The organism is Vibrio sp. SCSIO 43140, assembly GCF_023716585.1.
Taxonomy (GTDB): Bacteria; Pseudomonadota; Gammaproteobacteria; order Enterobacterales; family Vibrionaceae; genus Vibrio; species Vibrio maritimus_B.
In genome coordinates, this window is record NZ_CP071851.1 from 576,257 (window position 1) to 589,741 (window position 13,485).

The window sequence follows — 13,485 nt, forward strand, 5'->3', positions numbered from 1 at the left end:
GTTTTCAATATTCCAGCGTATCTACAGCCAACTTCCCCCACCTAACTTATTTTTACTTTCGCCCTCAATAGTTCTGTGAGTCGGGATAGCGCCGGACCAGTTCGTTTGCCAGGAGCAGTGAGTAAGTCAACCTCACAGCGGGCGGGTATATTGTCTGGATTGTAATCGGTCACAAACGTTGAAAGTGTTCCAATTGCAGTCCTCTCACTTGAGATTTCTCTTGGTAAGTAAGCCCAGCCGAGGTCTTGTTCCACAATTCTTGCTACGTCTTGCATATCCTCTGCGGTCCAAATCTCATTGGAAAACTTCGCTTTAACGCCGGTTAAAGGATTTTCGAGCATATCGCGATTACAGATTTGCCGAGTCATCATTAGCGTTTCGCTGTCTACTACTGCCATATCTGCTAATTCGGAGTCGGGCGAGCATACACAATCAAAAATCAATGGCTGTAAATCCACAAAGTCGACGCTTTCAGTTACGGCACCTCGATTTGCTTGAATGGCGACATCTAGCTTTCCCGCTACCAACTGTTGCTGAAGTGAATCACCGTTTGAGCGTGACACATGAATTTCTGTGTGGGGAAAATCAGTTGAGAGTTTTTCCAGCTCTTCCTCGATATAGGCAAATGGTAAAATAGTATCCAACCCTATCTCCAAAGACTCCTCTTCAAATTTCGCCTTACTCGCCGAAAAAGCCATCATTCGTTCATTTTGCCTGAGTATCAACTTGGCTTGTGCGTATATCTGTTCCCCGATAGGTGTTAAGACTGGGTACTTTTGGCTGCGATCGAATAACTGCACATCCAACGTGAGTTCAAAGTTGTTTATAGATGTGCTGATTGTGCTGTGACCCTTACCAAGTTTCCTACCCGCTGCTGAAAACGATCCCGCTTCCACTGCAGTGACTAAAGCGATCAACTGATCTAAGTGATACATCAACCTTCCCAAATTTTCGACATGTCCTGACTTAATCTTAGGTTAATTTGAGAGCATTATCTATCTCGGGGCAAATAAGCCCCTTACTCAAATTTAATAATCGATAGATTAACGAGGTAAATATGAAATCATTAGACCGTCGCAACTTCTTCAAACTTGCTGGCAGTGCAGCAGCAGTGGCAGGCGTAGCATCAACCGGCGCTTTGGCGCTATCTGGCGTAGCAAATGCTGCGACGGCTAAAACGGACTTTAGCGGAAATAATACGGCTTATCAGGGGCCACTTAAAAAAATCAACGTGTTCTCAGAAGATGGCGAGCTTAAAGAAGTAATGTTCGGCCGTATCGACAACTTTCGACTGCCTGAATACAACGAAATCTGGGATTTCGCAGGTAAACCAACAGTAGATATGCTTAAAGAACACGGTGGCAAGCTATTCTCTGAAGCGAATCCAGAGTGGTATAACAAAGCCGCTAGTCAAATGGAAACTGTTGTTAAGTTTCTTGAAAGTAAAGGTATTCTAGTACACCGTCCAGCTGACCTAACGGACGATATGAAAAATGACTATAACAACCACACTAACATGAACATCGACGTGTACTGCCGTGATGGTATGGTGTCGGTTGGTAACACGCTATTTGAAACAGCATTCATGACCCCAGAACGCGGTCGAAACAAGCACGCTGTACGCCACTTAACAATGGAACTAATGCGCAACGGCACCGACATTAAATCAATGCCTCAACCACTAGATACATACGACCATGATCATGACCTAGAGCCACTAATCGAAGGTGGCGATGTAATGATTGATCACGGTAACATCTATGTCGGTAACTCTGGCCTCGCGTCAAACAAGCTTGGTGCACAATGGATCCGTAATGCATATCCGGAGTTCAATGTTCACGAAATTGAGATCAGCACTGAGCATTTCCCTCACCAACACCTTGATTGCGTAATGAACGCATTTGGCGATTGGGGAGTAATTCTAGAGCGCGATATTGTAGGTGGTATCGCAGGACTACCTGAGTCCCTACGTAAGAAAGATTGGATTCAAATCACCGAGTATGAAGCAGCGAAGAAACTTGCTAACTTCATCATGATTAGCCCAACTGAAATCGTCATGGCTACAGAAGCGGAGCGTCTGCGTAAAGAGATCCAGAAACTGCGCCCTGAAATCAAAATCCACCACTTCCCATACTACGAAGTAGGCAAAATTGGCGGCTCTCTACGCTGTAATACTCAGCCAATCTACCGTAAAGGTTAATTTGTAGCGAACGAATCATCAGCCCTGCCATTGGCAGGGCATTGCTATGGTCATCAGTATTATCACTTGCTCCTGCGACCTGTCAGAAGAATTGAAATCACCTGATTTCGAGATGCGTGACTGCTGAATGACAATCCTCTCTTCATTTCTCTCAGGATCAGGTACAAATGTTACGTTCAACGATTACTCGCCAAATCGCTACTTCAGCTCTCGGACTATTGGTTACAAGCTCAGCATTAGCAAGCAGTTTTGTTTCACCAGAAATGACAGCTAACCAGCCCGGATTCAACGCAACAGCTAATGCCGCTGTCTATGCTGGGAAAGGCTTAATTGGTGCAATTACGTATGGACACTACAAAATAAAAGGAAATGACGCTAATGGTCAAAATCTACCAACTGACGTCAGCTTGCAGGTGCTTTTAGGCACTCTACATTACAATACTGATTTGGATCTGCTCGGCGGTAAATACAGCCTTGGTGCCACGCTGGTATCTGGTGGCTTATATCCTGGAGGTTCAGGCCGAGACCTAAACGGAAAATTACTGGATGTCAGTCGCAGCCCTTGGATGACACCCATCAAACTCAATTGGACAATTGGTAAAGACTGGCATCTAGCGGCTAACTATACTTTTCGCTTAGGTTTAAAGTCTGGGAACACCAACACAGACAAAACCTACGATATTCACCAAATTGGCGGTCAAGCAACATGGAACATTAATGACAGCTGGCAAGCGAACTTTGCGTCAAACTTAGAGTACAGAACAAAGGATTTACGTAGAGGTCGAGATATGAAGCCGGGTACTGTTGGCTATATCGAAGGGTCTCTTCAGTATCGATTTGAAAATGGTATGAACTTAGGCGGTTACGCATACCATGTGGGTCATTTAACGAAAGATGCTGGTCACAACGATGATGGTCAGCGCTTGGGACTATATCATTCTAATCTAACCGGGGTTGGGGTAGAGTTTGGTACACTAATCAAGGCTATCAATTCAAGCTTGAGCATCCGAGTATTTACAGAGCCATCGCGTTCTAATCATATGCACGGCGTGAGAGCGTTTATTAGCTTCGCCCACAAGTTCTAACATGATGCTTGCTGACACCTTAGTGCTAAACCAACTGCCTGCTTTGATGCAGGCATTTTGGGCTTACACTTTCACACAGCTACTTAGCCAAAGATTGAAGCTCTTTCATCAAGAACTGTTGAACTGGCCCTCGCTCTCGAGAAGAGGAAACCAGCATATCAATAAGGATTGTTTGCTTTGTATGACTGAACTCAGGTCTGAAAATCTTTAATGTTCCTATCTCTATACGCTCTTCTGCTAACATCTTTGGTACGGTAGCCCAACCAACGCCTTGCTCAACCAATTTGATCATATCGTCTTGATCGGTCATCTCCCAGATTTCCGGTGATACAGACGCATAAGCTTTCAACACCGGATTATTTAACATATCTACACATGCCAGTTGGCGGGTTGCTAACAAGCGCTCATTGTCGACAACTGGCATATCCGCCAAAGAGGAATCAGGGGAACAAATGCACACAAACTCCATCTCTAATATGGCGTAAAAGTCTACTGCACGCGGTGCCGTTTCCGCATTCGTGGAAACCACGATGTCTAGCTCACCTCGTTGTAACTTTTCGATGAGCAACGCATACTCTCCTCTAAAGACACCTAGCTTAGTATGAGCGTATTTTTCTGCTGTTTTCTCTAAAAGGCTCTCGATCAGCGCAAACGGAACCATTTCTCCAAGGCCAATACGAAGCTTCTTCTCTACTTTGTTTAACGAGCTTTTTGCCGAGGCATGCATACGCTCAATTTGTCGAAGCAATAGCAAAGACTGCTCATAAAAACGTTCGCCATCTTCGGTCAGCGTGGGCATCTTGGTAGAACGGTCAAATAACTGAACACCAAGGCCGTCCTCCAAGCTTGTAATTGCCATGCTTATAGAGCTATGGCTCTTACCCATACTGCGAGCAGCCGCAGAGAAAGAACCCAACTCTGCGGATGCGACAAACACTTTAACTTGTTCAATAGAAAACATATTCACCTCTATTACTGGCCAAATATAGCGTTGGTGTACCCTTCATTTTAGTCACTCACACAGCTGTTGGTTCAACAATGTGTAAATATTATTGAATATACCTAACTCTATCTTTTCAATGTTCTGATAGATACTGCGTCTCGTCAACACAGATTACCTCAACAGGAGACGCACAATGACAAACTCAATTGACCGCCGTGATTTTTTCAAACTCGCAGGAAGCGCTGCTGTAGTGGCTGGAGCAGCATCGATTGCACCAACAGCTATTGCTAACACAGTTACCAATATCTGTGCACCAAAAGTAGACCCAACTAAACGTATCCACGTCACCTCTGAATACGGCAAACTGAACGAAATCTTCGTAGGTCGCGCACCTCATCCTGATGACCTGTTCATCGAATGGAACGAGAAAAGCATCACTAACATGAAGCCTTGGCTAAAGCCTGAAACCGCTAAGATGATGGAAGCAAACGCAGGTAAACGTTGGGAAGATGCATTGGGTAAAGAAGTACTAGAGCAAGCAACCGCAGAGATTGACGGACTAGCCCAAACACTTGAAGACCTTGGCGTAACAGTACACCGCCCGCCACGCGTAACGGGTGAAGATGCAAAATACCTATCGACGGGGATAGACCAGATTTTCCCACGTGATGTGTTCTGTACAGTCGGTAACACTACAGTCGTATCTTCACTGCGCATGGACTTCAAACGTAAGCAGCAATACACATTTACTTCGTTCTACAAAGACATCATGAAGAACGGACAAGGCAAGTTCTTCTCTACGCCACAAGCGACAATGGACATTTTCGCGGGCGACAAGAAGCGAGTAGAGCAAGCAAATGAAGATGCGATTTGTTTGGATGGCGGTGACTTCGTTGTAGATGGTAAGAACATCTATCTGGGTATTGGTAAAGGTTCTAACATGAACGGCTATGAATTTGTGAAGTCTATGTTCGGCGACGAGTACATAGTGACACCATTTATCCTAGATAAGAAATCGCTGCACCTAGACTGTGCTCTGTCTATTTTGAGCCCTAATTTAGCGCTTATCTGCCGTGAATGGATTAAGTCTGCGCTGCCAGAGAGCTTGTCTCACTATACGTTTATAGACGTAACGCCAGAGGAAGCCGCATGGTTAGGTTGTAACGGTCTTCCTGTAAGCCCAGATACCGTTATCATGGATCCACACCATGCACGTATCGTAGCGGAAGTTCGCAAGCACGGTCACAATGTTATCGAGCAACCATTTCAGGTAGCTTCTATGTTAGGTGGTGCGCTGCGCTGTGCAACTCAGCCAATCAACCGTGATGATGTTTAATGACTAATACATAGCTATTTACTCCATCTCTCAATGCCAATCTGCTCTGCGGGTTGGCATTTTTTGTTGTAAGTATCTGTATATAAATAATAAATATTAAACCTTTCGAATTAACTGAAAGTACCTGACTTCTTCATTCGCACATTGATCTTTATAGTAAACGCACATCCCAAGAGTCGCAGGGATAGTCGACTTACTGTTTAATTAATTAGTATCAATAAGAGGCACTATCATGGCTGGAATTAGTATTTGGCAACTCGCAATCATCGCAATCATCGTAGCATTACTGTTCGGCACTAAACGTCTGCGCACTCTAGGTGGCGATGTCGGCACTGCAATCAACGGCTTCAAAACGGCAATGAAAGATGACAACAAACCAGACTCAAACCTACCGGTTCAGTCTGGAGACGAAGCGAAGTAATAGTATCACTCGGCTCCCCAACGACTATGCTGGAAGCTAGCTGAGACAAGGACGTCATCTCTCCCTATAAATAAGGTAAAGACGATGAGCGCAAACTACTCTCAAACATTAATTGGTCATCTTTTAGAACTGCGTAATAGATTATTACGTTCTGTTTCCGCTATCTTCGTTGCGTTTATTGCCTTGGTGTATTTTGCTAACGATATCTACTCGTTCGTAGCACAGCCTCTGATTGCGGAGCTACCCGAAGGAGGGGCGATGATTGCCACAGACGTCGCGGCACCATTCTTTACCCCAATAAAGTTAACCATCGTAGTGGCAGTGTTTGCCACAGTACCGTACTGGTTATCACAGATTTGGGCGTTTATCGCACCGGGGCTTTATCAAAATGAACGACGTATGCTAATTCCATTAATTTTTGGGTCAGCAATCCTTTTCTACCTCGGTGCTGTGTTCGCTTACTATGTAGTATTCCCATTGGTATTTTCGTTCTTTACCTCTGTGGCACCAGAAAGTATCAGCATCGCTACCGATATCTCTAGCTATCTGAACTTTGTCCTTAAACTGTTCTTTGCATTTGGTTTAGCATTTCAAATTCCTATAGCTACATTGCTGCTGTGCTGGACTGGTGCAAGTACACCTAAGTCTCTAGCGAGTAAGCGTTCTCACGTGATTGTTGGCGTATTTGTGGTAGGCATGCTACTCACGCCACCCGATGTCATTTCTCAGACTCTGTTAGCTCTACCCATGTGGTTGTTGTTCGAAGCCGGTCTGGTTATGGCGCGATTCTACAAACCCAATGACTTAAACGCTCATGACGCAGATAGCCTCATCGATAACCCCCTAGTCCCGCAAGAGGCTAACCACTAGATAACGATGAAACTATACGTTCTTTTGCAACCTATTAGCTTCGCTCTTCCATCGATAAGGCGAGCGAAAGCATTCAACTTAAGAGGATACGACAATGTTCGATATTGGTTTTTGGGAGATGGCCATGATTGCCATTGTTTCTCTGGTCGTTATGGGACCACAGCAAATGACTAAGACTGTTCGCTCCATTTTAAATGGCATTACAAAGATGAAAGAGTTGTCAGGTCAGGTGGCAAACCAGCTAAACAAAGAGTTGGAAGCGATAGAAACTGGCGTCGAGAACGATAAAAAATAGTACTGGGTTCAACGTGCAACTCAACGATATCTATATGCTAAAGAGCTGTCCACAACTGCGTGGCTCTCTAGGTAAGCTATTCATTGAATTGGTGTTTTATGTCGACTGTAACAACTCAAGATTTATTAACGATGGTGCAGTCTAAACTTCTAGAAAACGAGGAACTGTTTAGCGCATCTTTGGTTACGAAAGCGCTACATGGCAACTTAGAGCCATTCTTAGTTCGCATCAATGAGGTCAACACATCGAAAGCACTGGCCAAGAAAATATTGAACATGACAAATCAATGTAATCAACGTTACCGAGGTGTAGATAGTTCCGTAATAAATGCTGCTTGTCGTGTCATTTTGGACGACATTGAACAGTTCTTAGTGCAGTACTCAATCGATTCTAGCTCAATGTTAAAGAAAACTAACATAGGTGATAGGAGTCCATGTTACTCAAAAGTAGAGTGTTGAAGACTTCTATGAAAAACAGCAAATGACGATAAATATAGATACTATCGGATTTGCTTTAGCTGACTTCTCTGATTTTAATATTCGACTTACTAGTATCAATAAGCAAACTCCACTCTCTATTGAACGCTTCGACAAGCACCGCGTACTGGTTTGGAAATCCTTTGAGTTGTGCCGACTTTAGGTCATCGATGTAGGCTGGAGGCACTGAGTACTGACGCTCCATGTATCGTTTCACCTCGATAAAATGTACATCTTTCATTGTTCGCTTTTCTCTCGTCAATTTTACATAGTCTGTTTTGTTTTTTGTCATAACGACCTTGTTTGGCACACCTCTTTACTGACGGTTAGGTATCCAATATGCCGCTATGAATTGAGGGTAACGGAAGTATATGAATGTTTTATGTACCAAATAGCTTGATCAAGTTACTTACAAGATGAGAGTCGCTAAACACCGCTAAGTTATCTGTGGTAAAGTGCGCTCTTTGATGGAAAGAGGGAAGTTTGGGCAGTTATATAACATGTAAACTGATCGATTCATTTCCCACGACACCATCCTCAATCAGCATTAACGAAGACCAAAACTATGCCATTTACCAAGTTATCGCTATCTCAAGAGTTGACTGCAGCGTTACCTGAAACGTTCTGCGAACCAACGGACATTCAGGCACTCGCTATTCCTGCGATTCTAAATCACAAGGATGTTTTAGCGATCGCCCAGACGGGAAGTGGAAAGACATTGGCTTATGGACTCCCTCTCTTACAACTTATTCTCGAGGGGCAAAACAGTTCTAAAGCTTTAGTCCTCGTTCCAACTCGTGAGCTTGCGTCACAAGTTACCGAGGCCTTGCTTCTGGTCGCTAAAAATACGTCAGTAAGATCGGTTTGTATTTGCGGTGGGGTAGATAAAGAACAACAGAAAGCTCAACTTTCCATGGGTTGGGAGGTTGTTGTTGCCACGCCAGGAAGACTTATCGAGCTATTAGCTGAACAAGCATTAGACGTGAGTATGGTATCTAACGTGGTGCTTGATGAAGCTGACCGAATGCTAGAAATGGGCTTCTGGACGGACGTACAGCGCATTATTCAAAGCCTGCCGGAACAGCGTCAAACACTCTTGTTTTCGGCTACCTTTCCGCAGGCACTTGAAGAAAAAGCAAAGACGTTGCTCAGTTCTCCAGTGTTCATTGAGGCAAAAAAAGAGGCTAAAAACGAAGACGCAATCGAAGAAATCCTTTATCTGGTTAATAAAGGAAGCAAAGCTAAAGCACTGATAGATCAAATTACACGCAATAACTGGTCTCAGGTATTAGTGTTTATTGGAGCGAAAGATAACGCTGATGCGCTATGTAAGAAGTTGAGCAAAGCAGGGCTTGCGGCAGCCGCACTGCATGGCAATAAAAATCAAGCTGAGAGAGAAGCAACGCTTGAGAGCTTTAAACAGCAAAAAATGCGTGTTCTTATTGCTACAGATCTACTTGCGCGCGGCATTCACGTCGAAAGCCTCCCAGCCGTCATAAACTTCGAACTGCCATCCAATCCAGAGACTTATGTTCACCGAATTGGAAGAACCGCTAGAGCTGGACTGCAAGGTGTCGCCGTTTCTCTAGTTTGCCACGGTGAAACTGAGTATCTTGAATCCATTAGAAAGACGACTGATCGTGAGCTCGTGCTAAATGAGCTGGATGGCTTTCCTGTTACCGATAAGCCTTCTACCGGCGAAAACAAACGCGCACCACGAGACAAGCAAGCCAATCGCAGAACACAAAGAAAGAAGAGTATTAAGCAGTTTCAAGGAAAAAGTAAACGATCATAGAGTACTCTCGGCCGCAATCAGTTTACCTAACATTGCTAATCATTTACGTATATTTTCAATACGCCAGTTAAAATGCGCTCCGAGTTGAGAGTTAAATTCTAATGATTGCTCTCACTCTCTTTACCAACTACTACACTTAAACCTCGTATCTTAGGCTGGATTCTATTTATGCGCATTACATACAATCGTGTTGCTACTCTTTCATCTATCGGTTTAATGACAGCTGTAAGCTTAACGGTATCGGGTTCCGCCTTAAGTGCTGGCATTAGTGATTACAAGGGTACCGCCAGTATTACTCAAGGTCTCGCAAAAACGGTCGAAGCCAATCTATTTGAATGCGAGAACGGAAGAAGCCGTGTCGCGGGGGTAGGAGAGATCGCCGACTCTGACGGCAAGGTTTGGACGGTTCCAGCGGAGAATCACTTTACCACGGCAACAAAAGCGGTCGATTTATATGAAGAGTGTGCCAAGATCACTCCAAAGAGTATTGATTACGTAGATATGGACTCGGTACCTGTTGCTGTAATAGATGCAGATGGTGACGAGATCACGGGGTACATTTTTGCGGATAACTACTTCGAACTCTATATAAATGGTCAGCTTGTCGCCGTAGACACTGTGCCCTTTACACCTTTTAACTCAAGTATTGTAAAGTTCAAAGTTAACAAGCCCTACACGATTGCCGTAAAGGTGATTGATTGGGAAGAAAACCTAGGTCTGGGCACGGAAGATAATCGTGGAAAGGCTTATCACCCTGGGGATGGCGGCTTTATCGCGAGCTTTAGTGATGGAACTGTAACAAGTACAGACTGGCAAGCACAAACGTTTTATACCGCACCTATCTATGACTTAACTTGCTTAAGTGAAGTCGATGGAAAACGTCTATCAGAGAGCTGCACCACAGAGGGCACTGACTCCGGTGAGAACGCCTATGCCGCTCACTGGGAAGTTCCTGGCGACTGGATGAATCCAGAGTTTGACTCAATGGCATGGCCTCAAGCGACCCAATACTCTGAAGATGACATCGGGGTGAATAATAAAAAGGCTTATATGAACTTTATCGAAAAGTTCAGTGGGGCTGGAGCAAGTTTTATCTGGTCGACTAACGTCGTGTTAGATAATGAAGTCTTACTAAGATATGAAGTGAAATAGCCTTGGCTGCAAACCTATCGTCTTTTTAGCTCCCCCCTAGACTCGTCAGCGAGTCAAGTTGGGGGAGCCTAATCAGTTCATTGATAAAACTCACCAATCTCCTGAACCAGCAATTGGGTTGCTTTGGAATATATGTGTTGCTCTTGAGCTCCAACAAGTTGAATGAGCAACACTTTGTTTGATGCCAAGCACTGACGAAGTGCTCTTAATACCATAGCAATATCCAGTTTTCGCTTCTCACTGCTTGAGTTGTGTTTTGAGATCGAAGGCAGGTCAATCGTAATCACGAGCTTGTCGCAATGACTAATAAAGCGCGCCAATTGCTCTTTGAGTAACGCGCGTCCTCGATAGTTCACTTCATCTGCCATGAGCCAGTCGCACCCCATGTCTTCTGCGTACTCTAGCTGTTTTTTGTCGCACTTGCTGCCATCAATGCCAATATGAAAGGCACGACATTCATTGAATCGATTCAAGGCGAAGTGAAGCATTGAGCCCATCGTCAAATCTAGGCATTGATCCATCAAAAGATGAGCATTGATGTTAATGATACCGACTTCTTCGCGTTCAATCAGAAAACTTGGAAAGACGTCGAGTAAGGTTTCATGGCAGTTAGTAATCAGCAAAGGCATCGCACCGACGGTTAATTGCTCTATTAACTTCTCTTTGAAATCATGGCTAGCCATTGGGTTTTCGAAGTATGGTCGCTCACTTTTATAGGCGGTAAGGATTGGGTAATGTCCAGCATTTCTCATTGAATGAGAATAGTGTTGAGCGCTAAGCCAATCGTAAGCCGTATCAAGCAAGGATTCAGCGTCTTCAAACTGAGCATTGGTCTGGGGTTTAATCGCTTCGCATACCGTCAAGACTGACAATTTGTTATCCATTACAGGATGATAGCGACGTTTCCATAGCTGTTTGAAGACGCTTAGCATGATGAATTACCTTTCTGGAGGCAACGCTCTGGCTGCCTGCAATACATGAAGAATGAATCTGTCCTTGTTCGCCTCCACACGATGAGCAGGCGCCATAATAGAAACCGCACCGATTAGCTTAGATCCCTTGGTAACAGGTGCACTGATGCCCGTCACTCCAGGGTCAAACTCAGACGTACTGATAGCAAATCCCTGTTTGCGAATCTGATCCAACTCAGTTTGCCAAGCTTCGGCGTTTGCTTCTTCTCCGAAATGGCGAAGGATCTTTTCGCGTCGAGCTTCAGGCAGGTAGGCCAGCATTACCTTGGACGAAGCGCCGCGCAATAAAGGTTGGCTTTGTCCACGAACGTAGCTACAACGCAGCGCTTGGGCGCTTTCTTGTAAGCTGACACATAACGCTCGATAACCCACTGGTACCATGTAGGCTGCCATCTCACCCGTTTGCTTCTGCAGTCTGAACAAAATGCTCTCAATTGTTTCCAAGTTGTGAGGACTTGATTGGTAGCTGTGCATCAGTAAAAGAGCTGCAGGGCCGACGATCAGCGTTTTGTCATGAGCACTTTCTTCAATGAGGTTCCACTCTTTAAGTAGTTTGATATGTCTGTAAAGGCTACTAAGTGGTACACCTAACTGCTGGCTCAAAGTCTTAGCAGATACGGGTTCATCGGATACCGCAACCTGCATAAGCAGTTGCAATGGCTTTTCGTTTACCTGAGTTGGTGGCTGTAGTGCGTTTCCCATATGGGCGTTATCTATCATCAAAAAGGATTACGCAATTTATATTCCTGTCCGGTAAGAAAGGGAACAAAATTAAGCAGAGGCTTTCTCATGAGGTGAAAAATAAGCAGATTCTTACATTGGAGTAAGTTGCGATGAATCAATACAACTCGATGAATATCCAACTAAGGTAATGTGGAACGAGAGGAGAGTGATAAATGGAGTTTGTTTGTGGAACCTGTCGCCAGTTTCAGAGAAAAAGAGACAACGAGAAAGATCTTTGTACAGCATGGGGAAACCCGACTTCTATGAAGCGAGAAGGGTGCCAGTTCTGGATGCCTAAAAGCGGCGCATTGTTTGCCGGTTTGAGTGATGAGAAAGAACCGAAGGAATGATGCACACTCAGCCCGAAAGGGGGAAGGGCTGAGCGTCTATTTCTTAAGTAGTTCTACATTAGAACTTGTAAGAAGCACCTAGGTATAGAGAACCTACTGAGAATGTGTCTGTGCTTGAACCACCCATGTCTACTTTGAATGCATCCGCTTCATAAGCAACACGTACTGCAAGACCATCAATCATTTGTGGTGCGTACTCTAGACCCAAGCCGTAACGGAAACCAGATGCAGAATCGCTTTCTGATTGACCATTTGCTTTAAGATCAACGTTTACGTGAGATAGACCAAGAGTAGCAAATGGACGTAGACCATTGTCAAAGCTGTAACCTAAGTTAGCTGCTACAGAGAAAGCGCTTGGTGTAACCTTAGCATTAGCACCTTGAAGCATTGCGTGCGAAAGGTCACCATAGTTAGTGTATCCACCTTCCAGAGAAACGATACGGTTGAACTGGTAACCACCGTATACACGTAGTGAACGCGAACCATCTAGTGTTGGGAACGCTGACATGTCCTGGTTCTCTAGCTTACTTTCAGTAAGACCAAAACCACCGCCCAAGTAGAAGCCTGGTTCTACTGAGTTTGCCCATGCACTAGTTGCCATCAAAGCTGAGATCGCGATTGCCACTGTCTTTTTCATTCTGTTACCCATTCCGTATTTATAAGAGTGTTTAATTTCGGGGCGTAATGTAAGCAATTCTCGTTTGTGGGTCTGTGCAAGAAATGTCGGGAAATGTGGTGGAAGTGTCCTAGAACTGTTTGTGAGTAAAACCACAAAATTACAAACGAATACGCAAACGTTTACTCAAATAAAAGTGAACAAAGTCACACTATATTGGGTAGTTAGGGTGGTTTTGTATTAAGTTTATCA

16 protein-coding genes are annotated in these 13,485 nt (G+C 44.4%); 10 read left to right on the forward strand and 6 right to left on the reverse strand.

Going from position 1 to position 13,485, the window contains the following annotated elements:
• Window positions 1-41: 41 nt before the first annotated feature.
• Window positions 42-935 (reverse strand): LysR family transcriptional regulator, encoded by an 894-nt coding sequence (locus J4N45_RS21160; protein ID WP_252016768.1) that lies wholly within the window; start codon window positions 933-935, stop codon window positions 42-44.
• 122 nt (window positions 936-1,057) lie between these two features.
• Here J4N45_RS21160 and J4N45_RS21165 point away from each other — a divergent pair, with 122 nt between their 5' ends.
• Together J4N45_RS21165 and J4N45_RS21170 are read left to right on the forward strand one after the other, a co-directional pair.
• Window positions 1,058-2,200: a dimethylarginine dimethylaminohydrolase family protein gene (locus J4N45_RS21165; protein ID WP_252016770.1), complete on the forward strand. Its 1,143-nt coding sequence runs from the start codon at window positions 1,058-1,060 to the stop codon at window positions 2,198-2,200.
• A 167-nt stretch (window positions 2,201-2,367) separates the two neighbouring features.
• Complete coding sequence (locus J4N45_RS21170; RefSeq protein ID WP_252016772.1) at window positions 2,368-3,285, forward strand: transporter family protein; 918 nt, start codon at window positions 2,368-2,370, stop codon at window positions 3,283-3,285.
• Between the two features lie 79 nt (window positions 3,286-3,364).
• Here the strand turns inward: J4N45_RS21170 and J4N45_RS21175 are convergent, their stop codons facing one another.
• Window positions 3,365-4,246 carry a LysR family transcriptional regulator gene (locus J4N45_RS21175; protein ID WP_252016773.1) on the reverse strand — a complete coding sequence of 294 codons (882 nt, stop codon included), beginning with the start codon at window positions 4,244-4,246 and terminating at the stop codon, window positions 3,365-3,367.
• Between the two features lie 175 nt (window positions 4,247-4,421).
• Here J4N45_RS21175 and J4N45_RS21180 point away from each other — a divergent pair, with 175 nt between their 5' ends.
• The 5 genes from J4N45_RS21180 to J4N45_RS21200 all read left to right on the forward strand — a co-directional run bounded on the left by J4N45_RS21180 (window position 4,422) and on the right by J4N45_RS21200 (window position 7,608).
• Window positions 4,422-5,564, forward strand: coding sequence for a dimethylarginine dimethylaminohydrolase family protein (locus J4N45_RS21180; RefSeq protein ID WP_252016775.1), 1,143 nt, complete (start codon window positions 4,422-4,424; stop codon window positions 5,562-5,564).
• Window positions 5,565-5,796: 232 nt separating this feature from the next.
• Window positions 5,797-5,985: a twin-arginine translocase TatA/TatE family subunit gene (tatA, locus tag J4N45_RS21185; RefSeq protein ID WP_503058164.1), complete on the forward strand. Its 189-nt coding sequence runs from the start codon at window positions 5,797-5,799 to the stop codon at window positions 5,983-5,985.
• A gap of 84 nt (window positions 5,986-6,069) precedes the next feature.
• The gene (tatC, locus tag J4N45_RS21190; RefSeq protein WP_252016777.1) at window positions 6,070-6,855 is read left to right on the forward strand and encodes a twin-arginine translocase subunit TatC; all 786 of its coding nucleotides are present in this window, start codon (window positions 6,070-6,072) and stop codon (window positions 6,853-6,855) included.
• A gap of 94 nt (window positions 6,856-6,949) precedes the next feature.
• Complete coding sequence (locus tag J4N45_RS21195; protein ID WP_252016779.1) at window positions 6,950-7,150, forward strand: twin-arginine translocase TatA/TatE family subunit; 201 nt, start codon at window positions 6,950-6,952, stop codon at window positions 7,148-7,150.
• Window positions 7,151-7,248: 98 nt separating this feature from the next.
• Window positions 7,249-7,608, forward strand: coding sequence for a hypothetical protein (locus J4N45_RS21200; protein ID WP_252016781.1), 360 nt, complete (start codon window positions 7,249-7,251; stop codon window positions 7,606-7,608).
• 55 nt (window positions 7,609-7,663) lie between these two features.
• Here the strand turns inward: J4N45_RS21200 and J4N45_RS21205 are convergent, their stop codons facing one another.
• Window positions 7,664-7,867: a hypothetical protein gene (locus J4N45_RS21205; protein WP_252016783.1), complete on the reverse strand. Its 204-nt coding sequence runs from the start codon at window positions 7,865-7,867 to the stop codon at window positions 7,664-7,666.
• Window positions 7,868-8,191: 324 nt separating this feature from the next.
• Between J4N45_RS21205 and J4N45_RS21210 the strand changes: the two genes are divergently transcribed.
• Entirely contained in the window at window positions 8,192-9,421 is a 1,230-nt protein-coding gene (locus J4N45_RS21210) for a DEAD/DEAH box helicase (protein ID WP_252016785.1), read from the forward strand.
• 216 nt (window positions 9,422-9,637) lie between these two features.
• Window positions 9,638-10,573, forward strand: a complete 936-nt coding sequence (locus tag J4N45_RS21215) for a hypothetical protein (protein ID WP_503058258.1) — start codon at window positions 9,638-9,640, stop codon at window positions 10,571-10,573.
• A 77-nt stretch (window positions 10,574-10,650) separates the two neighbouring features.
• Here J4N45_RS21215 and J4N45_RS21220 read toward each other — a convergent pair whose 3' ends face one another.
• Complete coding sequence (locus J4N45_RS21220; protein ID WP_252016789.1) at window positions 10,651-11,505, reverse strand: arginase family protein; 855 nt, start codon at window positions 11,503-11,505, stop codon at window positions 10,651-10,653.
• Between the two features lie 6 nt (window positions 11,506-11,511).
• Complete coding sequence (locus J4N45_RS21225; RefSeq protein WP_234497043.1) at window positions 11,512-12,246, reverse strand: IclR family transcriptional regulator; 735 nt, start codon at window positions 12,244-12,246, stop codon at window positions 11,512-11,514.
• A 194-nt stretch (window positions 12,247-12,440) separates the two neighbouring features.
• On the opposite strand from J4N45_RS21225, the gene J4N45_RS21230 reads away from it, so the two are divergent.
• The gene (locus tag J4N45_RS21230; RefSeq protein ID WP_252016791.1) at window positions 12,441-12,617 is read left to right on the forward strand and encodes a hypothetical protein; all 177 of its coding nucleotides are present in this window, start codon (window positions 12,441-12,443) and stop codon (window positions 12,615-12,617) included.
• 58 nt (window positions 12,618-12,675) lie between these two features.
• Here J4N45_RS21230 and J4N45_RS21235 read toward each other — a convergent pair whose 3' ends face one another.
• Window positions 12,676-13,254, reverse strand: coding sequence for an outer membrane protein (locus tag J4N45_RS21235; RefSeq protein WP_234497035.1), 579 nt, complete (start codon window positions 13,252-13,254; stop codon window positions 12,676-12,678).
• Between the last annotated feature and the right edge of the window lie 231 nt (window positions 13,255-13,485).

Bases quoted from the DNA above. Each gene is read 5' to 3' on its own strand.
- J4N45_RS21160 (WP_252016768.1), bottom strand. From the start codon at position 935: ATGTATCACTTAGATCAGTTGATCGCTTTAGTCACTGCAGTGGAAGCG.
- J4N45_RS21165 (WP_252016770.1), top strand. From the start codon at position 1,058: ATGAAATCATTAGACCGTCGCAACTTCTTCAAACTTGCTGGCAGTGCA.
- J4N45_RS21170 (WP_252016772.1), top strand. From the start codon at position 2,368: ATGTTACGTTCAACGATTACTCGCCAAATCGCTACTTCAGCTCTCGGA.
- J4N45_RS21175 (WP_252016773.1), bottom strand. From the start codon at position 4,246: ATGTTTTCTATTGAACAAGTTAAAGTGTTTGTCGCATCCGCAGAGTTG.
- J4N45_RS21180 (WP_252016775.1), top strand. From the start codon at position 4,422: ATGACAAACTCAATTGACCGCCGTGATTTTTTCAAACTCGCAGGAAGC.
- tatA (WP_503058164.1), top strand. From the start codon at position 5,797: ATGGCTGGAATTAGTATTTGGCAACTCGCAATCATCGCAATCATCGTA.
- tatC (WP_252016777.1), top strand. From the start codon at position 6,070: ATGAGCGCAAACTACTCTCAAACATTAATTGGTCATCTTTTAGAACTG.
- J4N45_RS21195 (WP_252016779.1), top strand. From the start codon at position 6,950: ATGTTCGATATTGGTTTTTGGGAGATGGCCATGATTGCCATTGTTTCT.
- J4N45_RS21200 (WP_252016781.1), top strand. From the start codon at position 7,249: ATGTCGACTGTAACAACTCAAGATTTATTAACGATGGTGCAGTCTAAA.
- J4N45_RS21205 (WP_252016783.1), bottom strand. From the start codon at position 7,867: ATGAAAGATGTACATTTTATCGAGGTGAAACGATACATGGAGCGTCAG.
- J4N45_RS21210 (WP_252016785.1), top strand. From the start codon at position 8,192: ATGCCATTTACCAAGTTATCGCTATCTCAAGAGTTGACTGCAGCGTTA.
- J4N45_RS21215 (WP_503058258.1), top strand. From the start codon at position 9,638: ATGACAGCTGTAAGCTTAACGGTATCGGGTTCCGCCTTAAGTGCTGGC.
- J4N45_RS21220 (WP_252016789.1), bottom strand. From the start codon at position 11,505: ATGCTAAGCGTCTTCAAACAGCTATGGAAACGTCGCTATCATCCTGTA.
- J4N45_RS21225 (WP_234497043.1), bottom strand. From the start codon at position 12,246: ATGGGAAACGCACTACAGCCACCAACTCAGGTAAACGAAAAGCCATTG.
- J4N45_RS21230 (WP_252016791.1), top strand. From the start codon at position 12,441: ATGGAGTTTGTTTGTGGAACCTGTCGCCAGTTTCAGAGAAAAAGAGAC.
- J4N45_RS21235 (WP_234497035.1), bottom strand. From the start codon at position 13,254: ATGAAAAAGACAGTGGCAATCGCGATCTCAGCTTTGATGGCAACTAGT.